Below are 21133 nucleotides of genomic sequence, written 5' to 3' on the forward strand. Positions count from 1 at the left end.
TCACAAAAAGCCCCGGAAGGATGATCCTCCGGGGCTTCTGTCATGGTCTCACTTCACTTTTGCCGGGGAGCCATCAGGGCTCTCGCAGCATTCGTCCGTTCCCTCCGGACAGCAACACGCAACTCCGGGATTTCCTTTTGGAGCGCCTCGAAGGCCATTAGGCGGTAGCCGCCGATAATCTCCTTCACGAGCCCAATACGGGAGCCGTCGTATTCTTCGTCACCATCCGTCAGCCGGGACTTGTAGGTCGGGCTGCGGATGATGTGCTCCAGCTCTTGAGCCAACGTCCTGCCACCCATGGTCACCTCTCCGGTAAGCTGGACGTAGCGGTCATAGGCCGTCTTCTCTGTGATCGGGCTTCGGTGCTCCAACAGGTCAACATTGTGCTGCACCTGGGCGGCTGGAGTGAAACCCTTGTCCCCGACTAGCGACAGCCGGGCGAGTTCGTCCTTCACGTCGTCGTTTGGGGTCGCCTTCCATGCTGCCGTAGTTGGCTGTAAGCCGCCCTTGTGCGTGTCGCTGGCGATTGGCGAAAGCCATGACGGACCCAATGTGGGGACGGGAGTGACGGGCTCCCCAAGGATATTCCTGATGGGGTCGAGGTCCTCGGAATACCCCGGCAGCCGCTTCTTCACTGCGTCCATGACCGACCGAGCTTCGCGCTGGTAGGGGTCACCGGACATTTTGGTCAGCACCGAGGGAACGAAGGAGCCTGCAAGCGATTTTGCAAGCTTCTCTGCCTTCCATTCCGGATTGGACAGGGCGTCGAGGAAGTCAGTGAGGCCCTGCAAATAGGACTTGCTTGAGAGCTGCTTCACCGTGGTGACGAGACCCTTGCCGGCCATGTCCCACATGTCGGTGTCGCTCATCTGCCCGCTCAGCTCGTGATAGTCCCCGACCATGCCGAGGAACATCGCGAACGGGTCGAACCGAGCGAAGCTGTCGTACTGGACTGAGCCGTCCGCATTGGTGCTGCGAAGCGAGTAGGGCTTCCATCCTGTCGCCAGAAGGGCCGCCCTCTGTTCCGGCTTCGTCGGTCCTGATCCGGTGATCCGGCCTTCGACCGCATAGCCGACTGCCGAGCCCCATAGCAGGCCACCCATCGCCATCTTGGCCCCGGCATCCGCCTGAGCCTGAGCACCCCGAGCGCCCGTAAGCTGGTCGTAGAACTCCTTCCGGGCAATGTTCAGACCCGGTGTGCGGTCCCAAGCGAACCTGAGGAGGTTCGTCGGTGTCCTGATGAACGGCATGACGATGCGAAGGGCAGGGTGGTTTCCTGCCGCCACCTGAAGGGTTTCACCCATAGTGGGCTTCCCGAAGTGAGTTGCCGCCTTCAGGTCCTTCGTGAAGGTGGACTCGCGGGCGTACTCCAGCGCATTGCTGTTGAGCGCCCGGCCCATATCGTCGGTGCTCTCGTCCAGACGGCGCGACACCAACTCTCCGAACGATTTGAAGTCCCCGGAACGCCACGCGCCTTCGTGATACGCCTCGCGATATGCCTGCGCCCGCACCTCACCGAGGTAGGACACCTGCTTCACGAACTCGTCCATGGACATCATCATCCGGCCGGGCAGGTTCACGACACCGCCGACCGCGTCCGCGATCTGAGCGACCACGGGGTTTTTGATGTCGAAGGTCATCGACGGAAGCCGCGATGGCTGCACCTCAATGCGAGCCCTGCCAGGATCCAGGATCGGCTCACCAAGTCGGAAGGCTTTCGCCGCCGAAGAGATGCCGTCCTTCACCGAAGCGATCATGGTCCCATATTGGATTGCGGCTTCGCCCATCTGAGCGCGACCTTCAGCCGTGCCGAAGCGCAAGGAGCCCGCGATCATCTTCTCCGCAGGCCGAAGCGCCGCCGCCATGGTCGAGCTGGCGAAGTTCACGGACTGCGTGGTGAGCCCCGACAGCATGCCATTGACCCGGAAGGAGATGAGCGCATTGACCGCGTTCTCCGCGAAGCCGCCCCGGATGGACTTGGAGACGGCCTTCATGTTTATGCCACCGCCCGGCTCGTAGGCTCCACCGATGATGTCGCCGGCCATGGCACGGAGACGGTCTTCGCCCTGCCCGCGCATGTTCTCCAAGTCGAGGTCCGCAAGAGCGCCGACCCGCTCCTTAGCGGTGATCTTCATCGCCGACATGGTCCGGGCAATCTGCGTCTGCTGGCCCCGGTACATGCCTTGGATGTTGGCAGCGATCTCGTAGTTCTTGATGAACGCCGCAGTCACCTCCGCACGGTTCGCGAACGGCCCAACGCCACCCAAAGGATCATGATAAATCTTCGCGACATCCAGGAGCTTGCTGTACGCAGTCGTCAGGACATCCCGATACATGAGCATGGTGGACGGCAGGTCCTCTAGGGTTCCCGCAGTCTTCCCGATGCGCTCGATCAGCGCCGATGAGTTTGTTCCGACGATGTCCGAAAGCTCGTCAGCCTGACGCCTGATCTCGGCATGGGTGAGGACGCCGTCTGCGTTGCCCCCGACCATCTTCCCGATCTCTTCCTTGTAGACCCGCTGGGTGGCCGACATGATCGCAAGGAGGTCTTCGCCGTTCTCGATCAGGTCCGTCCGGATGCCCGAAAGGTTCCGGCCCTGCCCGAAGGCTTGCTCCGTGATCGCGGTGTTGACGCTCTCCCGCAGCTTGGCTTCGTCCACCTTGATCGGTGGGGCCTCGCGGACGGTGTTGTCGTTCACCGGACCCTTCACAGTCGGGTCGGGCTCGGACAGCTTCGCCGCACCCTCTGCGGAGTCCTTGGGAGGCGCTACAGCGGGGCTGTCAGGAGTGGCATTAGGTCCCTGCTTGTTGTCATTAAGGGGCTGTACGGCCTCCTCAGGACGCTCAGGGGCCTTGTCCTTGAGAAGGTCAACCTCAGGCTCGTGGCCCTTGATCTCCATCTCGTCAGCGACCTTCAGAGCTTCCGCCCTGTCACCCGCTCGGACGGCCTTGGTGAGCCGCAAACTGAGAAGCAGGCCTTCCGCCACCATGCCGAGGCCGAGGCCTTCAGCGGCATTCTTCAGCCTGCCGGCTGCCTCGCTGTCCTCCGGCCGTGCCGCGAGGTACTGCGTGATGGGATCGCGAAGGCTTGTATGCTGCTCGATGAAATTCGACAGGCGCTCCTCATGGGGATCGAAGGAGAACATGTCGGTGAGAGCGCCCTTGCCCGCACCTTGGGCGACGGTGCCGCCAACCGTGGGGGCCGCCACCATGCCGGCCGTCTTCATGAACCGCCCGGCAAGGAAGTAGCCGGTGGCGAACTGAGAGACTTCCTTGACGAGGCCGCCAGTGACGGACTCGGGCTTGGGGGTTACGGCGGTGTCCAGGGGAATGGAGAGGGGATTTGCCTCTCCCGAAACGATGCCTGGGGCAACACCGGTCATGTCCACGACGTTCTCGTGAAGCCACCTAACGGCCGGCTGGGTGACCATGGAATACATGGCTCCCGTGGTTTCGTTCACGGCCGAGGCAACGCCCCGGTTCACCGCGCCAGGGATTTCCGTGATGCCCTTGCCGATGTCCTTGGCGACCTTGCCGGCCGTGGACATGGCTCCTTCGCTCTCAACCGAAATAAGGGGGCCATTGATCGCTTCGTGCTCGTCAAGCTGATCCCACAGTTCGTCTGAGGACGTGGGCTCGCGGGACATGTCGATCCCTTTAATTGCCATTTGGGTTCTCTCTGTTGGATTTCAGAAGGGCCAGCCGCTCGCCATCGTAGGGAACGACACGGGGGCCATGGGCTGCGTTTTCCTGCACCGTGAGCTTCGCTGCCCTGCCGAGCGGAGCCCGCAGGGACCAGTTCGGGCTTGCGTCGGTGTGCATGTAGAGGACCGCAAGCGGGTCATGGCCCTGCTTCAGGAGCGCACGGGCGGCTGAGTAGAAGGGTGTCTTGGAGGTGCAGACGTGAGCCCCGTCGAAGTCCGTCACGATGTAGCTGGTGGTGTGGTAGCCGGGCTTGGTCGGAGGGCTCTTGGCGCTCGACACCCGTAGTGGCGCGGGGTGGTCTAGGCTCGCACTAGGGCAAGCGGGGGTGGTCATTGGGAGGGTGATCGTTTCCGGAATGAGAAAACCCGCCAAGCTGGAGAGCCGGGCGGGCGGGGAGGGGTTGGGGGTGGAGTGGTAGGCGAGAGGGCTGCGCCTCAGTCGAATGACGCCATCGCGAGATACCGGGCGCTGAGCTTCCGCTTCCGGCTGGACCGCTTGAACGTCTTGACGACGGCCCAGCCTTCCCGACCGAGAGCAAGGGCTGCATCACGCGCTCTCGACCTCTTGCCGATGGCCTCCAGCTCCGCCGCTGCCGCATCATCGACCGCGACGAGTTTGCCCTGAGTGTGAAGGGCAAAGACCTCTGCAATGACTATGGCGAGATTGGCGGCTTCGGGGGTCCTGGCCTTGCTGATGATGAATGCGGCCTGAGCGCGGTTGAGGCTGTATTCCTTGGCCTCGCGGCGGGCTCCGCTGCCGATTTCGACCATGACGCCAGCGTGGCGTAATGCTCCCATGGCCTCCAGCGAGGCGGTATGTCGGCGGATGAGTTTGCGAATGTCGGCTGGCTTAGAATAGCCGAGGCGGGCTGAGAGGACGCTATCGCGGACGGCTTCCGCCATCATCGCAGGGCTGCTGTCTATGTGGATGCGCGGGATCGGGAGAGCATTTTCCATAGGGCTTCCTAGGGCATGAGAAAGCCCGCCAAGCTGGGGAGCCGGGCGGGCGGGGATGAAGCTCCAGCTTCGTGATACGAACGGAAACTACTGGAGCATTTCGGAGCGCTGAGGCAGTGCCGCGATCCTGCGCGTGCTGGCGGCTTGCTGACGACGGATAGGCGGTTGGGGCATCATGGCCTGTATCTCGGCAGCCGAGAGCGGAATACGAACTTTCTCATAGACATCGTTTGCTTGCTCAGATGCAGCATCCAGCCTGTCTGCGACGTCTGAGGCGGCTCCAAGGTCGATCACTTCCCGCCTCTCGACCATCAACGCTTCGATCATCAGCTGCCGCATGATCGAAAGTTCTGGCGAGTCGATGTTTTCACGAAAATGCCATTCATTGATTTCGGCGGCCTCTATTATCGCAGTCTTGAGCCGCGTTACTGTTGTTTCCGGGATGCGTGGCAGTTCAGGCAAATCTCCCTGCATGGTTCCAAGCGTACCCTTTCGTTCCATCGATTTTCTAACCGTCCGGACGCCGTGTTGGCTGTTGCCGGTAAGGATGGCGATGTAGCGGTTACTTTTCGAAGCCATATCCGAATAAGAAAGAACAACGGTCGTGATGAGTTTCGCAATGCGGCTTCGGTCTGCGTCAGTGACGATCTTAAATTCTTCGGATTTCATTGGTGAGTTCCTTATGTTGCGGCGATTGAGTTAAAACTATCCGATATTGGATCGCATTCAAGAAGTATATTGATCGCATAAAGGTGAAGGTTCACTACATTATTGGCTTCATCTTAGATTTAGACTTATCCGCCTCAGATTTGGCGACCCGGTCAGCCTCGTCATTCAAGGCACAACCAGCATGACCTTGCTGCCAACGCCATTCCAGCTTGGCCGGCCGCAGGCAGGCTTCCTCCAGCTCAAGCCAAAGCTCGATGTTCTTCGCCAAGGTGCCGGCCGAGGTGCGCCAGCCCTTCGCCTTCCAAGACTGCATTCGGCCGGTGATGCCCTTGATGACGTATTCTGAGTCCCCGACCATCGTGACGAAGGCTCCCGGCTGGATGGCCTGAAGGGCTCTGATCGCGGCCAACAGTTCCATTTGGTTGTTCGTGGTCTCCCCCTTGGCGTGGCCCTTCACGATCTTACGGTTGCCCGTCAGGGTGTTGGTGAGGATCGCGGCGTACCCACCGGGTCCGGGATTGCCGAGACAGGAGCCGTCGAAGTGGACGGTGATTTCCCGATGGGGCGGGGGTTCTGTTGCTACCAGCGATGGCGTCATGGCCGGTTGCTCCCAGCTTCGACCACCGCATCAACGTCTTGATCGGGCTTATGAACTTGCCAGACGCGGACGTGGCGCTGAGTCGGAGACATGCGGTAAAGGGTGGGCGCGTAGCGAAGAAGATCGACTACTGAGAAGCCCGGCTTGTTGGGCTTCTGGTACGGCTGGTCATTTTCGGGGGTGTAAAGTCCTTCAGTTATATATCCATCGTTGGGGCGTTCGCCTGGAGACATGCAGGTCGTCTCATAGGGCGCGTTACCGCCGAGACCACTCATCAGTATCTTGTCCTTGATCTCCCGGCTCATCCACCTCACCGGCTTGTCCCGCCGCCATCTGAGGGCGTCACGCTTCGCGCTCCGCTGCTTCACATACCGGCTGACAAGTGCCGGGGAGACCTCCAGAGCCGTTGCTAGAGTTTGGTGCTGAAGGTTTGGAAAGTGGTCGAGAACCCAATAGGTTTCCTGCCGGGTATCCAGAGGAGTCAGTCGGGTTTCCTTAAAGAGGGCCAGGGCGTCCCGGATCATTTGGACGTGCTCGACCCTCTGAGATTTTACTGCATAGTCCGCAGCGGCCTCAGCCCACACGGTAGCTATGAGGTTTTGCCCGACAGGGCTGATGACATCGAAGGGATGTCCCGACTTCGGCCTATCGTGGCGAAGCCCAATCCCATCTTCGACTAGGTCTCGGGGAAGCCGGTATCGCTGACCCTCTTGGGCAAGGACGCCCATGTGATGCAGCACAAGACGAGTTGTCCGTGGTCCAACACCGTAGCCCGCGCCCAATTCGGTGATCGTAATCCAGTTGCCTATGGACTTGGTCTCAAGCCGACCTGTCGGCCTGTCCAAAGTTTCTTGGTGGTATTCCATGAAGGGTCTCCAGAACGAGGAAACCCGCCAAGCGGATGCCGGGCGGGTGAAGTAACTGCATAGTTCGTGATGACGATGTGCTGCGGTGTCAGGTCCGCCAGCCGGCCCCTGAGCGGGCATTGGGACGGCGATCATCCCGGCCGTAGCGTGGTCGGGCCTCGTTCACGTTCTTCGTGGTGAGATTGCTCCTGCGAAGGTCCGTGTTGTCGCCATTGGCGTGAGAGACACGGGTCGAGCGATGGCCCGGCTTCGCGATCCCTAGGATGATCCGGGCGACCCGAGCGTGTCCCGATAGAGGGCTGTAGGTCGTGACCTGGCCCAGCTTCAGATACCAGTTCGGGGAGAAGCCCTGAGCGATGACCTGTCCGTAATCCTCCGGGGAGATGCGGGCGTGGCCTGAAGAGTTCGCTAGGGGGATGCGGAGGAGTTGGGGGCCGTCGTGCTTGTCGCGTGTCGAGGTATAGGGCCGAAGGGCCTCATAGGGCATCGCTCAGTGGTTTCCTGTGGTTGTGCATGAGTGTGGGGAACGATTGATAATCAGACAGAGGCGGCGATGTACGTCCGACCAAAACTGCAGTGACTTCACCTTTGGGGATTACGCGCATCACAGTCCGATTTTGTTTTCCCTAGGTAGAGGTGGTCCCTAATCGCTCACTGGCCGTCTTATTTTGTTTCTGTAGGGCTATGGGTGGGCCCTAATTGATATCCCTTTTTTATCAATGACTTAGAAGAAATGAAGTGGACTTCACTTTTCCAGCCGCATCATCGCCGCTATCGCCCCCGCGAACTCCTGCCCGTACTCCGTCAGCCGCACGACATTGGTCCGGTCGATCTTCTCCACCCGGAGCAGGCAGGCATCCTGCATCATCTCGATATTCCGATGGCTGCTGCCTTTGGACATCTTCAGATACCGTTCAATCTGCGGCTTCGTGATCTGACCACGCATGGCGACCAGCAAGAACAGCGAAGCGCCCTGCATTTCCCACCGCGCATTGATACGCTGGAGCTGCTGCACGATGAGAAGCGCCCGATGCAGTGGGGCCAGCCCGCTTGTCACAACTTAGCTGCCGCTCTTCGTCAGCCGGTAAAGCTGGGCCTTGCCCTCCAGCACATACCAGCAGTTCGCCATGACGCCGTTGACCTTCTCAATGCTGATCAGGCGTAGGGCGTCGGCTCCTTGCGCGTAAGCTGCCAGCTTGAGGTCAGCCATGATCGCTTGATCATCCGGGGCCTCTGCGAGGAAGCTCCGGTGACACCTCGTCACGGATATGCCGTCCAAGCTCGTCGCTCCCGCAGGAGCCTTATCGACCACCTTCACAGTCCGTAGAGCCTCCCGTCGATCTGAGAGCGAGCCCGCCGGGTTCATCCTGTTGGACGTGGGGCCTTCCGAGCCTGCCGTAATGCATCCTGTGAGAAGCGTGAGGGAGCCGAGGGTGGCCGCTAGGATTGCCTGTCGGGTGGTCGTCATGGTCGTGATGCCTCGGGTCTGAATACGAAAAGACCGAGGTGGATTGCTCCGCCCCGGCCCGGCTGGTACTGGAAAAGTGAAGCCGCTTCAGGCTTCCGGCAGGGCACCAGTGGGTCCGTCCAGCCTACCCAAGGGCTTCGCGATGAAGTGCTTGAAGAGACCGCCGAACAGGCCACCCGCGATGGCGAGCATGGCAAGGGTAGGAGCGGCCGCCATGAGCCAGACTGTGGCATTGCCCCGCAGCGGAGGACCCGCCACTACCGGCTTGCCGGCCACTGCCGCGACCATATCGTCTATCGTGAACGGACCTGAGACGCGCGCGTCCAAACATAGCAGCCATCGGCCGCTCCTCAGTTCGAGCGACCGTATCCGCCCTGTACCCTTCACCTCAACGCCGTCATCATCGACAGTTGCGCCCTCGCGCCCAACCTCAACCATCAAGAAACGGTGCCAGTCTTGGGGCTCTCTATCTCGATTGAACCAAGCTGTTCCGAGGGCCGGGATTTCGACGTACTGACTGAAGTCTATCAAATTGCTTTTGTTCACGACAGAACCCCGCTCGGAAAGCCTTATGGCTACCCTTTCATGAGTCCTCCCCCGTACCCCGTCCAATGACTTTTGTGACTCGATCAGGGGTCATCGAGTCATTTCTGTGATGAGTTGGGAGGGGCGCAGGGTGGGCCTTCAGGACGGCCGGGAATGGTCCAAGGTAGACATGGGGCGGGCAGGGCGCTGATGGGCCTGTACGGTCTAGGCCCGTAGCGGGAAGGGGTGTTGCCAGTTGTAGGAGCGCATGGCGATTATGCTGCCGCCCCCTTCCTCCGCTGCGGTCCCCCTGAGCCAGCATGTTCAACACCTTCCAGTTCTGGAGTGACATCGGTTGGCTGGCCGTCGAGGCTGTATTCGGCAAGCGGCTGCTTGCAAGGTATGAGGCGAAACTGTTGGTCAAACAGAAGGGTCCTCAGGCGCTAGAGGTGGCCCGTCAGGTCGCTGAACTCGCCCGGCAGCGGGGAGACAAAAGGGCTGCGAAGCTATGGGATGAGGTTGCCCGACAGGTCGCCCGAAGAGAGGCTGCTAGGTCGCGCTGAGACCTCCGGAGTTTGTTGGTGTTTCGCGTAGACAGTTCCGGCACTGCGGCGGAGCTGGTAGCCCCCCCAAGGTCGCCTTAGTTCTGGCGACAAGGAAAAGCCCGCCATTCCTGACGGGCTCTTGCGGGCGACCTGATGGGTGATCGCAGGCTTCCCTATGCCGCTTCCTGAGCCGTCTCTTTCGCGATCTTGGCCACCTGCCCCCGGCTGCATCCGGTGATGGCTTGCACCTTCGCCCATGACATTCCCGCCTTAAGCAGAGATGCGATGTTGTCGTTGCGCTCCGCGTTCGCCGGGCGGCCCTTGTAGCGACCCTCTGCCTTCGCCGTGGCTTGCCCTTGCGCCTGGCGGCGGCGGCGGTCCTCATAGTCCTTGCGGGCGATGGCGGCGAGCATGTCCAGCATCATCGCGTTGATGGCGTCGAACATCCGCACCGTGAACTCGTCGGCCTTGGGGTCGGCCATGGCCCAGCTGGTCGGCAGGTCCAGCGCGACGACGCGAACGTGGCGGGAAGCCAGCTCGGCCTTGAGCTTGGACCAGTCCTCTGCGTTGAGGCGAGACAGGCGGTCCACCTGTTCGATGAGGAGCACGTCCCCCGGTCGGCTATCAGCCAACAGCCGGAATAGCTCGGGACGCTTGAGCGAAGCGCCGCTCTCGTTCTCTGTGTAGGTTGCAGCGATGACCAGCCCGCGCTCGCTGGCGAAGGCTTCTACCTGCTCACGGGCTCGCGTGGCGTCCTGCTCTATGGTGGAAGCTCTGAGATAGGCCCGGACGAACATATGCATCTCCCTAGTCCTCTTTGGATAGGTCACTATCTAAGGGTCTTCTAAGGATAGGTCAATATGTCATTTCGAGCCGTCTTCTGCCGGTCTTCCACGGGCATACCAAAGTGACCTATGGTGCGCGCGGTGGTCCGCTCGAAAGCGTCACTCACCGCCAAGGCGCGTGACAACCTCCAGCGCCGTCATGGCAACAGAGAGTGCTTCAAGCTCACGCTTCAGCTCGGCAGCACGCTGCCCTTCAGCGCGGATCGCGACCACCTGAGTCCGGCTCCAGATGTCCATGAGGATGCGGCCGGCGTCCGCGTGAGACATACGCTCGGCTGTTGTCGTATCGCTTGCGGCCTTTGACGCCTTCGCCATCGCCATCGCTGATGTCCTCGCGGGAGCCGGGCGCACGATGCCAGATTGAAGCCCGGCCAGATAGCGCAGTCCTCATGGCAAGGATGGCCGGTTGTGCCTCCCGGCTAGGCCAGTACCGGCCCTCCTCCGCAACGGCCTGTACGCTCCCGACCCGTGCCGGCAAGAGGGCCTTCAGGAGTCCGGCAGGATGCGTGATGGAGACCTACAGGAAACGCGAGGGTGGCACGGGGGGGAATAGAGGGGCGGCCGGAGAGAGGTGGGCTGAGAGATTTTTTCGCGGGGATATCCTCTGTCTTGAGAAGACTGCAATGGAGGGTTCGATGCTCGTGCGGTAGCTTCCCTTTGGATATCAGGAACGGGCGGCTATCTTCGTTAACTTGTGTCCCGCGCTTCGAGGAACAGAGATGGCACGCAAACCTGACAAGCAGCCTGACAAGCGGCCGGCAGTGCTCGCGCTCATGCAAGTTAAGGCCGCCATACCGAAGATAAAGCGTCGCCTAGAAGAGTTGAAGGCGCTCGATATCGGTTCTCTGGACAACACCACGGGCGGGCACACGCTCGATACGTACTCTCAAAAGATCAACGCAACGCTTCGAGAAATCTATGGCGCAGAGACACTTGAGTATGATGAGTACAGCATTGATACTTTTCGCCCGCAATTAGGGTTTTATTATAGCGGTATGGACACTTCGCTGCGAGGCAATATCGATACTGTTAAAGACAAGGTGGGGCGAGCTATAGCCACTCTCGCCACGCTGGTAGACATCCTGGCGGAACAGGTAAACGGCGATGAGGAAGACCCTGGTAACCGCATCGTCAGAGCTTACGATGGGTTGGAACTGCATCCGGAGATTGCAAGAGCGGCCTCGAAACTTTACCGCGATGCTCACTACGCGAATGCCATCGAGGCGTCAGTTAAGGCTCTTAATGGGCTGGTGCGCCTCCGCAGTGGTCTTGAGCAAGATGGAACTACCCTTATGGAGCGAGCATTTAATCCAACCAATCCGATCGTGAAGTTTAATCAGCTTCAAGATCAATCTGACAAAGACGAGCAGAAGGGCTTTATGCAGATGTTCTCCGGTGCGGTTTCCGGCCTCAGGAACCCCCGTGCCCACGGCTTCATTAAAGACGATCCGGAGCGGGCACTTGAGTTCATTGCGTTCGTTAGCCTGTTGGCCAAGCTACTTGATGGTGCCGAAGTATGATTGTAACGGCTTCAGTGCTGCACTCCTTCCGCCCCTTCATCTCCACCTCAAACGCCACCGACTGCCCGAATAGCGGCGCTTTCCGGAAATCCTCATCGAAGCCCCAGCCGGAGGGCCTCTTCTGCTTCCGGCTCTCCAAAACCCTCACCCATGTCAGGGGTCTCAAGACGCGCGACACCATGGCGAACTCGGGGAGGTCACGGTGGGAACCTCCGGCATACCTGATAGCGACCTACAGGACACGCGAGGGTGGACGGGGGGAACGGGAAAGCGGCCGGAGAAGGGTAGGCTTTCAGATTTTCGCGGCAGATTATCCCCTGCGGCTTTTTCGCCCGAGGTAAATGAAAGCGATCACCAAAATAACTGCTGCAATCGAAGCCCACACCGCCGGCGCGTCGGCCTTCTCCAAAAAGTTCGGTATCCAGTTTAGGTTCGGGAACAAGTCGTTCGGCATCTTGGCGTGGTATCCCGTGGTTATATCAAGTTACGATGCCACCAATCGGTGAGAATACAAGGTGCTTCAGGTCCAGCCCAGCAAACTCCGCCTTCGCCACATATTCCGCCAGAAACTCCGGCCCTAGCCCGCTCCCGTAGTCGTCGTCAGTCCCCTGACTGGCCCACCCGCCGAGAGCCTGCACGACATCCCGAGGCGTCTTCGCGCGTCTCAAGGCGTCCCTGTAGGAGTGCCTACAGCGTTTGCCTACAGAAGTCATCTAAGTGACTGAGAAATATGATACAGTTAAATGTATCTTCGCCCTCTCACGGCGAAAACTGGGGTTCGATTCCCCATGGGAGCGCCATCTCGCGCTTATCGGCTTGGATTTTCCTTCACTTTTAGGGATTTTCTCCAAACTCGTCAGGTTGGGTTTGGGAAATTCTGTTCTCGCCATGTGCTTCCAGGCGGGCGACGGCGACTCGTGCGAGGCGCTGCTGATCAGCGTCGCGCGTGTAGCGCTCGGCCTCCGCGAGCGTCTTGTGACCGAGAATCGACATGATTTCGCCTCCGGCCGGTGCCCTCGAAAGGAATCTGCGTGCGGTGACGATCGCCGGCGAGTCGGTGAGGGAGCAATGCTCCTTGCGTTCAGACGTATTGGATCGTGGTGTTGATCAATTTGCAGGTTGAGAAATCAACGTCGGAAGTCGAGGCGGATTCGACCTTCACCGTGAGATTGAAGAGCGTGGTTCCGTTGAGCTTAAGGTGCTGGACGTTCCCGATGTACCACTCGGACGGAGGCTGTCCGGACTCACCAGCGATCCAACCCCCGGTTATTGCAATGCCTTGGCACGGTGAGATGAAGGCCAGCGGGTTGTGAGCATTTCTTTCGATGTATGGGGTGTCGATATGCACGCCAGTGCACCCGTCCAATTGAATGCCGGCATAGCACCCTTCGAGATCGATTTGCCCAATGTAGATACCATCGCCGCTCGATACGACCAATGCCGCTTGAGTGTTCGGATGGCCGCAGTTGAAGAACCTACAATTCTTCAGGGCATAGCCGTTAGAAGTCGTGGCCCCCTCAATATAGAGGCCGATGCCTTTTGAATTGACGAAGAAGCAATTCTCCAGAATTGAGGCCCAAGTGTTGAGCATCTGCATTCCGTAGTAGCCATTATCGAGTGTCAGATCGCGAAAAATTGGCGCTGAGACATTCTGCACATGAAGTAGAACCTGCGACTGATCGCCGACGATGTCGAATTTTTCGAGACATAGCACCGTGTTTCCGTTGGCCGGGATGCCGAACTCGATCGCCGGCCCCGAAAAACCTGTTGGGTAAAGCCGCGTGATCTGCTTGCCATCTCCGACGAGGTTCAATGGCAAGTTGGACGAGTATTGGCCGATCTGAGTGTTATAGGCGATCACCCCCGAGGGGATCTGATAGCTGCCTCCAGCCCCGATTGCGGTCTGGAGCGAGGTGCGGTTTTGCGACATGGCCGCAGGGGTGAACGAGTTGAATATCAGCGGCGAAATGACCTGGCTCATCTATGGCGCTCCTCACATTGGGGGATGATTGCACACGCTATGCGGGAGCTTGTCTACCGACGCGCGTCGGTCCGCGCGCTTTGGGCGCTTTGATGGCGGGGGCAGGTTCCGAAAGCGGCTCGGCCCTTTTTCGTTGTCGAAGCGACGGTTGCTGTGTTTCTTGTGCTCTATGACTGCAGACGAGGCGCAAAAAGAACTTCTTGCTGCGATCGGCTTAGCCGTCGTGCAAACTCAGACGACCGAACGGATGATGAACCTCGCATTCACTTACATCCTCGATCTCGGCCCGACGATGACGCTTGAGAAGCTCCTCAATCTTCGAAACAAAAAGATGACACTTGGACAAATGATTGACGGCATACAAAAATACGTTGATCTGAATGATGATTTCCTCGCTGTTCTTGATGAATTTTTGGACAAGAGAAATTCTGTTATCCATCGCTTTCAAACTATAGAAGGCATCTCATTTTCCAGTCCTAGCGGCGTTATAGCCGGCCTCGATTACGTAGAAAGACTGTTATCTCTCAATAAGATCGTATTACGGGTATTAAAGTCCCTCGCAGTGCATTGGGCCGCCGCAAATCCAGATGTTCCGCAAATGGAATTCGAAGCAGAGATCCCGGAGGAGGCCCTTCACTTAATTTTTTTCAAAAAAGACCTTCGATAGCTCGATCATAGCGCTCGATCGCGGCCCGCAGCGCGATGGCAGCCTCGCCAGGGATGCCTTGATCCCGCGCGCATCCCAGTCGGTCGACCCGGTCAGGCCCTCCAGCACTCGTTGCGCTTCGGGATGCCCGGGCAGCGACTTCGGTTGCGGCTTACGCGGCCCGTCCAATTAGGATTACAGGGTGCGGAATGAGGAGTTCTACATCACCGCTAGGCGCCGCGCTCCAGTACAGAGACGCTCGAGGCGGATACGTTAGAGTGTAGCTGTCGGCGCTAATGCCAGACGAAATCAGCGAAAAATCGCCGCGGAACCAACCTGCCTTCGGGCCGCTTCCGTCAATTTGATAGATTGCGGAGCGAGGCCTGAACTTTCGCTGGAATTCTTGAGCAAGCTGGAGATGCTCGCAAGCGAACACACATTCCAGCCGCGATGCGGCTGACGGGGCTGCGGCCAATCTGGCACTTTCCAACGCTATCTCCCAAAGCATTACCTGCCAAGCGGGTGCATTCGTTGGCATACGCTGTGGTGAGAACTGCTTGATTTGCCTTCCCCAAGAGCCGGGCTCGACTTTCGTCCCCGGGGCCAAGCCAGCGGGAGCTACATGGTAGATCGTGTCAAACTCAGTCATCGAACATATCTCGGGAAACGGGTACTTGAACGGTAGCGCGCAACCGTGCCGCTCGCTCGTCTCAATGTGAGTTTGCCCACAAGAGCGATGGCCCCTTCGACATCAGTGGCCTCATGCGAGGCGGGGCTTCCCATCATCGTGTCGGGCAGGCCAAGGCCCTGCGCCGCCGCCTGGAGCTGGGCTGCGACCGCTGGGTCGACCATGCCGACGCTGGCGGAAGCGCGCGAGCCCAGGGCGAAGCTCACATGACGCTGCGCCTCGATCTCACTGACGATCGCCAGCATGCGCTCCTCAAGCTGCTACAGCACGGCGGGGTCATAGGCGCGCACATCGAGGCTGAAATCGAAGGCGCCTGGCACTGTGGTCAAACCATACATGGCAGGGTCGGTGTGGAAGCGGCCGAAGGTGATGGCGAGCGGGATGCTGGCGGCTTCCTGTTCCGCCCAGAGCCGATCGAGCGCCATCGCCAGTTCCGCGCCGGCCATCGCGGCGTTGCGGCGGATGCCTGCGGGCGGACGCCGTTCAGAAAAGCGTGTCGCCCAGGATCGCGGATGGTCGGGCGCTGGCGGCCGTGCTACCGCGCCCCCTCAGCTAAGGGCGACGTGAATGAGTTTGATAAAAGCATTTCAGATCGAAGTGACCTCGGCGAATCAGACCATGAAGCAGGTCTTCTTTGTCGAAGCGGATTCGGAAGAGGCTGCAGTCCTGGCCCTGACGGCCCATTCGGGCTTGCCGCCAGATCCGGTCTTCAAACTGCAGCGGCGCCTGAGCGATTCAGAACTTGATCTGCATCAAATCGGCCCTGGCACCATCAGTCAGTGGATTTAGGCCACCCGGGGTACGGGTGGATCAGGCTTGCCGCCGGCCAGAGCCGGCCGCGGCTGCAGTGCCGGGCCAACAGCCCTGCTGACGACAGCCTCTGGCGCAGCCGACCCGTTGCCACCATCTACCGTCCAAGGGCGCCAGCGCGTCCGTGGGCGGGTGTGTGCGATGTGTGAGGGACTCTCCGATTCTGAACTGCAACGGCTCGGGCAGCTGATCTATCTCGAGTTGGCCAAGCAACTCGGTCGCGATGCTCGCAGCATGATCGATGCTGACCACGATCTCCGCGCGGTTGTCGTCGACGGGTCCGTCGATCTGGTCAAGGTCGCGGCCGTGGTGGCCAAGCGGTGCTGCGTGAGTTTGCCGGACGCCGAGATCGTCACGGAGGTGGCGCCGGTCGCGAGCCCCTGCGAGCGTCGCCCGAGAGCAGCGCGAGCCGAGTGAGCACCGGCGTCGTAGCCGGATCGATCCCGGTGCCGTGCAATATGTCACCGAGCCGCTCGTCCTGACTCAGCCATCCAATCCAACGTCTCTCGGGGGAAGCGCCCAATTCTCCTTTTCGATAGGGCTTGGCCTGTTCTCGAAGCCGGCAGTCGGCATGTGCGGAGCATTGGCTGTTATGTCCGAGATCCGGGCGATCTGCGCGTCCGCCCGACGCGTCGCAGTTAGACAGCGATGAGCCGCAGCAGTTGCTCGCGATCCGGCTGAGACTCGGCCTCGCCGCTGAAGACGATCTGGCCGCGTTCGACGACGTGGAAACGGTCGGCGACTGACAGCGCTTCATGCACGTTCTGCTCGACCAGCAGGATGATCGCGCCCTGGTCGCGCAGTTCGCGCACGATCGCGAAGATCTCGGCGACGATCATCGGGGCAAGGCCCTCGCTCGGCTCGTCGATCAGGACGAGCCGCGGCTTGCCGACCATCACGCGGGCCATGGCCAGCATCTGCTGCTCGCCGCCCGACAGGGTCGTGCCGAGCTGGTGGCGACGCTCGCCGAGGCGGTGAAAGCGGTCATAGATGCCCTCGATCGTCCGCTTCTCGTCCTTCGATGATCGGCCTTTGACCTGGAGAAGGCCGAGCGAGAGGTTTTCCTCCACGGTCAGCCCTGGAAAGATGCGCCGGTCTTCCGGCACGAAGCCGACGCCGGCATGGCAGATGCGGTCGGGCGTCAGGCCGGTCAGCGTCTCGCCGTCGAGCAGGATCGCGCCTTCGCTGGGGCGGACCCAGCCCGCGATGGTCTTGAGCAGCGTCGTCTTGCCGACGCCGTTGCGGCCGAAGATGCCGATGACCTCGCCTGGGCCCGCCGTGATATCGACGCCCTGGATGATGTGGCTACGGCCGTAATGGCTGTGCAGTCCGCTGATGGCGAGCATGGCCGGTTCCTCACGCATGTCCGAAATAGGCGGCCTGGACGGCAGGATCGGCCCGCACCAGATCGGGCGGGCCTTCGGCCAGCTTGCGGCCCTGATGCATGACCACGACATGGTCCGACAGGTCCATAACGAGGCCGATATCGTGCTCGATCAGGAGGATGGTGACGTCGTCGGTCAGGCTGCGCACGAGCCTGGCCGTCTCGGCCGTGTCGCCATGGCTCATGCCCTGCGTCGGCTCGTCGAGCAGCAGGATCTTCGGTTCCGAGGCGAGGCAGACCGCGATCTCGAGCCGGCGCTGGTCGCCATGAGAGAGGTTTCCGGCGAGATCGTCGCGCTTATGGGCGAGCTGGAAGCGCTCCAGCATCTGGCCGGTCTTGGCCAGCGCCCGCGTCGAGCGGCCGACAGGCAGAAAGGCGCGCCCGGTCGGCTCCAGCACCTGCGCCGCCAGCCTCAGGTTCTCTGCGACGGTGAGTTCCGGAAACAGGCTGGTGATCTGGAAGGAGCGCGAAAGCCCGGCAGCCTTGGTGCGCTCGGGCGCAGCACCTGTCATGTCGACGCCGTCGATCAGGACCTGGCCATGATGGGGTTTGAGCGCCCCGCTGATCAGGTTGAACAGAGTCGATTTACCCGCGCCGTTGGGGCCGATCACGGTCGTGATCCTGTGGCGCTGCGCCTGGAAGCTGACCTGATCGACGGCCTTGAGGCCGCCGAAGGAGATGCCGAGATCGCGAATGTCGAGAACCGGCTTCATGGGGAGGTCCTCGCGGTTTCGGCGACGATTGCAGGCAGGTCCGCGGGGGCTGCCATCGCAACGGCGGCAGGGCGCCGGCGCGAGAGCCAGGTTTCGATGGCGGGACGCACAACGCCCACCAGCCCCTTGGGCAGGAACATCACGCACAGCATGAAGAGCAGGCCGATGACGATGAGGTGGTGCTCGGTCCAGCTGCCGATGATCGATTTCAGGATGACGAGCAGGACCGAGCCGTAGATCGCTCCGATCAGCGTGCCGACGCCGCCGAGCACCACCGAGATCACCGCATTGCCGGAGGTCGCGAAGAACATCAGCTCCGGCGAGACGAAGCCGCGCAGCATCGGATACAGCGCGCCCGACAGCCCCGCGATCACGCCAGCCAGCACATAGGCCGCCATGCGCGCGCGCCAGACCGAGTAACCGAGGAACGGCACGCGCTTCTCGTTGGCCTTCAGCGCGGTGAGGACGCGGCCGAAGGGCGTGTCGAGCAGATAGGCGGTCAGCGCATAGAGCGCCATGATGATGGCGAGCACGATCAGGAAGAAGCCGACAGGGCTGCCCGCCGAGACCGTGAACGGCCCCAGCCCGATCTCGATAACGGGGATGCCGATCATGCCGTCGGAGGCGCCCAGTTCGCGGGTGTTGTAGACGACCTTGGCCATGACCTGCGCCAGGCCGAAGGTGATCAGCGCGAAATAGACGCCGCGCACCCGGTTGGCGATCAGCCCGCCGATGACGGCCGCGATCAGCGTCGCCAGGAAGGCTGCGCCCATGGCGAGCCAGAAGGAGGGCAGCTTCATCAACGTCAGAGCCGAGACATAGGCGCCGATGCCGAAATAGAGTGCCTGGCCGAGCGAGAGCGCGCCGGAATAGCCGAGCAGCAGATCGACCGAAAGGGCGAGTCCGGCGAAGATCAGCGCTTCCGTACCGAGCCGCAGATAGAAGGTGTCGCCAGTCGCAGCGCCCATGGCTGCAAGGCCAAGCGCGGCGAGGACGAAGAGCAGCGCGAGCAGATGGCTCGCGCGCATGGATTGCGTCAGCCGGTCATGCATGGCCGAGCCTCCCGAACAGGCCCTGCGGGCGGAAAACCAGAAAGGCGACCATGGTCCCGAATACGATCGGATCGGTCCAGACCGGCGAGATCACGAGGCTCGCCAGCGCCTGGACCTGGGTCAGCAGGAGGCCGGCGACGACCGCGCCCCAGATCGAGCCCATGCCGCCGACGATGACGACCGTGAAGGCGAGCAGGATGAAGTCGCGCCCCATGGTCGGGAAGACCGAGTAGATCGGTGCGAGCAGCACGCCGGCGAGCCCGGCAAGGCTGACGCCGAAGGCAAAGGTGCCGGCATAGACAAGCGAGACCGGCACTCCGAGCGAGGCCGCCATGTTGCGGTCGAAGGCGGCGGCGCGGACCATCGCGCCCAGCCGCGTCTTGTAGACGACAAAGGCCACGCCCAGCACGATCGCCGCGCCGACCAGAATGAGGAAGATCCGGTAGTTCGGCAGGATGATGCCGAAGATCTCGGTCGCGCCGGGGATTGGGGTTGGCGGGCGCTGGGTGTTGGCGCCGAAGACGATCTTCAGCACGTCCTCGACGATGAGGCCAAGGCCGAAGGTCACGAGCAGCGTGGTGACGTGGCGGTCCCTGGTGTCGAAGACCGGGCGGATCAGCAGCCGTTCCGCGGCCATGCCGAGCGGGATCATCAGGACCGGCACCAGCACCAGCAGGAACCAGAAGCCGATGCCGGCCGCGCCGAGCGCCAGCGCGGCATAGGCGCCGATCGCGTAGAACTCGCCATGGCTCATATTGATGACGTCGAGCATGCCGAAGATGATGGTCAGCCCCAGCGCCACCAGCACGACCGCGACCCCGAGCGCGAGCCCGTTGACGACCTGCGGGGCGAGGACGAATTGAAGATAGTCGACGGGGGTCATGGCGGGGCCTCGATGAAGGGCTCGGCGCTGTCGCCCCTCCCCATAAGGGGGAGGGGTCGTGCCGTGGCGGCTCAGAACCGCGTGCAGGTGTCGGGGCCGATGGCGTTTTCCGAGGAGACGTTGTCGATGATGTCGAACTTGCCCTTGGTCACGCGCACCACATACATCGGCTGCATGGCCTGGTGGTCGCCGGCGCGGATGGTCTTGGTGCCCTGCGGGGTCTGCCAGCTCAGGCCGCGCAAGGCCTCGCGGACCTTGTCGGTCTCGGTCGAGCCCGCCTTCTCGACGGCTGCCTTGTAGGCGAAGAGCAGGCCATAGCTATCGGCGCCGTAGAGATCGGGATCGGTCTTGTTGGCCGCGCGGAACGCGTCGACGAAGGTCTTGTTCGCGGGGCTGTCGATCTGCGGGGAATAGCCGACGCCGGTGGCGAAGCCCTCCGCGGCCGCGCCGATCGCGGTGATGTTCTGCGAGGTCACGGTGCCGGATGCGCCCACCACGGTCAGGCCCGAGAGCAGTCCGAAATCCTGCAACTGCGTCAGCAGCCGCACCGTGTCGTTGCCGGCGACGGAGGTGTAGAGCACCTGCGGGCGGGTCGCGCGAATCTGGCCGAAATACTGCGTGTAATCCTTGGAATCGAGCGGCGCGAAGACCTCACCGCCGCTCTGCGCTCCACCCTTCTCCGCGCTCGACTTGAAGGCGGCGACGGTAGAGCGGCCCATCTCGTAGTCGGGCCCGAGATAGTAGACCTTGGCCTTGGGCTTCTCCTTGGCGAGCCAGGCCGCGAGCGCCACCGACTGCTGCTCGGCACGCGCATTCACCCGGAACATGTTGGGCGAGCATTTGTCCGTGGTGATCGAGTCGGCGAAGGAGACCGTCGTTGCCGCCAGCTTGGCATTGCGCTCTGCGAGCTGGGCGACGGCGAGCGTCGAGCCGGAATTGACGGTGCCGGTCAGGAAGTCGACTTTTTCGACCTGGAACAGCTTCTCGGCCTTCTGCACGGCAACCGACGGGTTCGCCTCCTCGTCCTCGAACAGCAGATTGACCTGTCGCCCGGCGATGCCGCCGGTCGCATTGATTTCTTTCGCTGCGAGTTCGAGGCCCCAGCGGACCTGCTGGCCGATCGGCGTGTAGGTTCCCGAGAGCGGCGTGACCACGCCGATCTTGATCGGGCCCGACTGGGCGAATGCGCTCCCGCTCAGGGCTGTCGCGGCCAGCAGGCCGGCGGCGAATGTCGTCTTGGCTAATATCGTCTTGGCGGCGGTCTTCATGGTCGTTTCCC

The 21133-nt window shown here is 61.3% G+C and carries 26 protein-coding genes; 5 read left to right on the forward strand and 21 right to left on the reverse strand.

Going from position 1 to position 21133, the window contains the following annotated elements; genetic code table 11:
• Nucleotides 1-53 precede the first annotated feature (53 nt).
• The 10 genes from RMR04_RS05510 to RMR04_RS05555 all read right to left on the reverse strand — a co-directional run bounded on the left by RMR04_RS05510 (nucleotide 54) and on the right by RMR04_RS05555 (nucleotide 8808).
• Complete coding sequence (locus RMR04_RS05510; protein ID WP_311913440.1) at nucleotides 54-3647, reverse strand: hypothetical protein; 3594 nt, start codon at nucleotides 3645-3647, stop codon at nucleotides 54-56.
• A 10-nt stretch (nucleotides 3648-3657) separates the two neighbouring features.
• Nucleotides 3658-3984, reverse strand: a complete 327-nt coding sequence (locus RMR04_RS05515; RefSeq protein WP_311913441.1) for a hypothetical protein — start codon at nucleotides 3982-3984, stop codon at nucleotides 3658-3660.
• A gap of 155 nt (nucleotides 3985-4139) precedes the next feature.
• Nucleotides 4140-4661: a hypothetical protein gene (locus RMR04_RS05520; RefSeq protein WP_311913442.1), complete on the reverse strand. Its 522-nt coding sequence runs from the start codon at nucleotides 4659-4661 to the stop codon at nucleotides 4140-4142.
• Nucleotides 4662-4748: 87 nt separating this feature from the next.
• Entirely contained in the window at nucleotides 4749-5330 is a 582-nt protein-coding gene (locus tag RMR04_RS05525) for a hypothetical protein (protein WP_311913443.1), read from the reverse strand.
• A gap of 94 nt (nucleotides 5331-5424) precedes the next feature.
• The gene (locus tag RMR04_RS05530) at nucleotides 5425-5928 is read right to left on the reverse strand and encodes a ribonuclease H family protein (RefSeq protein ID WP_311913444.1); all 504 of its coding nucleotides are present in this window, start codon (nucleotides 5926-5928) and stop codon (nucleotides 5425-5427) included.
• Complete coding sequence (locus RMR04_RS05535) at nucleotides 5925-6794, reverse strand: hypothetical protein (protein ID WP_311913445.1); 870 nt, start codon at nucleotides 6792-6794, stop codon at nucleotides 5925-5927. Before RMR04_RS05535 ends, RMR04_RS05530 begins: the two co-directional genes overlap by 4 nt.
• An 88-nt stretch (nucleotides 6795-6882) precedes the next feature.
• Nucleotides 6883-7281, reverse strand: a complete 399-nt coding sequence (locus tag RMR04_RS05540; protein ID WP_311913447.1) for a hypothetical protein — start codon at nucleotides 7279-7281, stop codon at nucleotides 6883-6885.
• A gap of 258 nt (nucleotides 7282-7539) precedes the next feature.
• Nucleotides 7540-7809 (reverse strand): hypothetical protein, encoded by a 270-nt coding sequence (locus RMR04_RS05545; RefSeq protein ID WP_311913448.1) that lies wholly within the window; start codon nucleotides 7807-7809, stop codon nucleotides 7540-7542.
• 45 nt (nucleotides 7810-7854) lie between these two features.
• Nucleotides 7855-8004, reverse strand: a complete 150-nt coding sequence (locus RMR04_RS05550; RefSeq protein ID WP_311913449.1) for a hypothetical protein — start codon at nucleotides 8002-8004, stop codon at nucleotides 7855-7857.
• Nucleotides 8005-8349: 345 nt separating this feature from the next.
• A complete protein-coding gene (locus RMR04_RS05555; RefSeq protein WP_311913450.1) occupies nucleotides 8350-8808 on the reverse strand; it encodes a hypothetical protein in 459 nt (152 codons plus the stop codon).
• Nucleotides 8809-9107: 299 nt separating this feature from the next.
• Here RMR04_RS05555 and RMR04_RS05560 point away from each other — a divergent pair, with 299 nt between their 5' ends.
• Entirely contained in the window at nucleotides 9108-9350 is a 243-nt protein-coding gene (locus tag RMR04_RS05560; protein ID WP_311913451.1) for a hypothetical protein, read from the forward strand.
• 155 nt (nucleotides 9351-9505) lie between these two features.
• On the opposite strand, the gene RMR04_RS05565 is transcribed toward RMR04_RS05560, so the two are convergent.
• Nucleotides 9506-10129, reverse strand: a complete 624-nt coding sequence (locus RMR04_RS05565; protein ID WP_311916063.1) for a recombinase family protein — start codon at nucleotides 10127-10129, stop codon at nucleotides 9506-9508.
• A gap of 147 nt (nucleotides 10130-10276) precedes the next feature.
• Complete coding sequence (locus RMR04_RS05570) at nucleotides 10277-10498, reverse strand: hypothetical protein (protein ID WP_311913452.1); 222 nt, start codon at nucleotides 10496-10498, stop codon at nucleotides 10277-10279.
• A 398-nt stretch (nucleotides 10499-10896) separates the two neighbouring features.
• Here RMR04_RS05570 and RMR04_RS05575 point away from each other — a divergent pair, with 398 nt between their 5' ends.
• Nucleotides 10897-11697, forward strand: a complete 801-nt coding sequence (locus tag RMR04_RS05575; protein ID WP_311913453.1) for a TIGR02391 family protein — start codon at nucleotides 10897-10899, stop codon at nucleotides 11695-11697.
• Nucleotides 11698-12531: 834 nt separating this feature from the next.
• Here the strand turns inward: RMR04_RS05575 and RMR04_RS05580 are convergent.
• Both RMR04_RS05580 and RMR04_RS05585 read right to left on the reverse strand, forming a co-directional pair.
• Nucleotides 12532-12690, reverse strand: a complete 159-nt coding sequence (locus RMR04_RS05580) for a hypothetical protein (RefSeq protein WP_311913454.1) — start codon at nucleotides 12688-12690, stop codon at nucleotides 12532-12534.
• 88 nt (nucleotides 12691-12778) lie between these two features.
• Complete coding sequence (locus RMR04_RS05585; RefSeq protein ID WP_311913455.1) at nucleotides 12779-13678, reverse strand: right-handed parallel beta-helix repeat-containing protein; 900 nt, start codon at nucleotides 13676-13678, stop codon at nucleotides 12779-12781.
• 169 nt (nucleotides 13679-13847) lie between these two features.
• On the opposite strand from RMR04_RS05585, the gene RMR04_RS05590 reads away from it, so the two are divergent.
• Complete coding sequence (locus RMR04_RS05590) at nucleotides 13848-14345, forward strand: hypothetical protein (RefSeq protein ID WP_311913456.1); 498 nt, start codon at nucleotides 13848-13850, stop codon at nucleotides 14343-14345.
• A 624-nt stretch (nucleotides 14346-14969) separates the two neighbouring features.
• Here the strand turns inward: RMR04_RS05590 and RMR04_RS05595 are convergent.
• Complete coding sequence (locus tag RMR04_RS05595; RefSeq protein ID WP_311913457.1) at nucleotides 14970-15257, reverse strand: hypothetical protein; 288 nt, start codon at nucleotides 15255-15257, stop codon at nucleotides 14970-14972.
• A 15-nt stretch (nucleotides 15258-15272) separates the two neighbouring features.
• Complete coding sequence (locus tag RMR04_RS05600; RefSeq protein ID WP_311913458.1) at nucleotides 15273-15458, reverse strand: hypothetical protein; 186 nt, start codon at nucleotides 15456-15458, stop codon at nucleotides 15273-15275.
• Nucleotides 15459-15579: 121 nt separating this feature from the next.
• Between RMR04_RS05600 and RMR04_RS05605 the strand changes: the two genes are divergently transcribed.
• Together RMR04_RS05605 and RMR04_RS05610 are read left to right on the forward strand one after the other, a co-directional pair.
• Complete coding sequence (locus RMR04_RS05605) at nucleotides 15580-15801, forward strand: hypothetical protein (protein WP_311913459.1); 222 nt, start codon at nucleotides 15580-15582, stop codon at nucleotides 15799-15801.
• A gap of 162 nt (nucleotides 15802-15963) precedes the next feature.
• Nucleotides 15964-16239: a hypothetical protein gene (locus tag RMR04_RS05610; protein ID WP_311913460.1), complete on the forward strand. Its 276-nt coding sequence runs from the start codon at nucleotides 15964-15966 to the stop codon at nucleotides 16237-16239.
• 221 nt (nucleotides 16240-16460) lie between these two features.
• Here the strand turns inward: RMR04_RS05610 and RMR04_RS05615 are convergent, their stop codons facing one another.
• The 5 genes from RMR04_RS05615 to RMR04_RS05635 all read right to left on the reverse strand — a co-directional run bounded on the left by RMR04_RS05615 (nucleotide 16461) and on the right by RMR04_RS05635 (nucleotide 21122).
• On the reverse strand, nucleotides 16461-17168 hold the full coding sequence (locus tag RMR04_RS05615) for an ABC transporter ATP-binding protein (protein ID WP_311913462.1): 708 nt from the start codon (nucleotides 17166-17168) through the stop codon (nucleotides 16461-16463).
• 10 nt (nucleotides 17169-17178) lie between these two features.
• Nucleotides 17179-17919 carry an ABC transporter ATP-binding protein gene (locus tag RMR04_RS05620; protein ID WP_311913463.1) on the reverse strand — a complete coding sequence of 247 codons (741 nt, stop codon included), beginning with the start codon at nucleotides 17917-17919 and terminating at the stop codon, nucleotides 17179-17181.
• Entirely contained in the window at nucleotides 17916-18971 is a 1056-nt protein-coding gene (locus tag RMR04_RS05625) for a branched-chain amino acid ABC transporter permease (RefSeq protein WP_311913464.1), read from the reverse strand. The genes RMR04_RS05620 and RMR04_RS05625 overlap by 4 nt, the downstream gene beginning before the upstream one ends.
• Complete coding sequence (locus tag RMR04_RS05630; protein ID WP_311913465.1) at nucleotides 18964-19854, reverse strand: branched-chain amino acid ABC transporter permease; 891 nt, start codon at nucleotides 19852-19854, stop codon at nucleotides 18964-18966. The genes RMR04_RS05625 and RMR04_RS05630 overlap by 8 nt, the downstream gene beginning before the upstream one ends.
• Before the next feature lie 71 nt (nucleotides 19855-19925).
• The gene (locus RMR04_RS05635) at nucleotides 19926-21122 is read right to left on the reverse strand and encodes an ABC transporter substrate-binding protein (protein WP_311913466.1); all 1197 of its coding nucleotides are present in this window, start codon (nucleotides 21120-21122) and stop codon (nucleotides 19926-19928) included.
• Nucleotides 21123-21133: the final 11 nt, after the last annotated feature.

It is taken from the genome of Bosea sp. 685 (assembly GCF_031884435.1).
Taxonomy (GTDB): domain Bacteria; phylum Pseudomonadota; class Alphaproteobacteria; order Rhizobiales; family Beijerinckiaceae; genus Allobosea.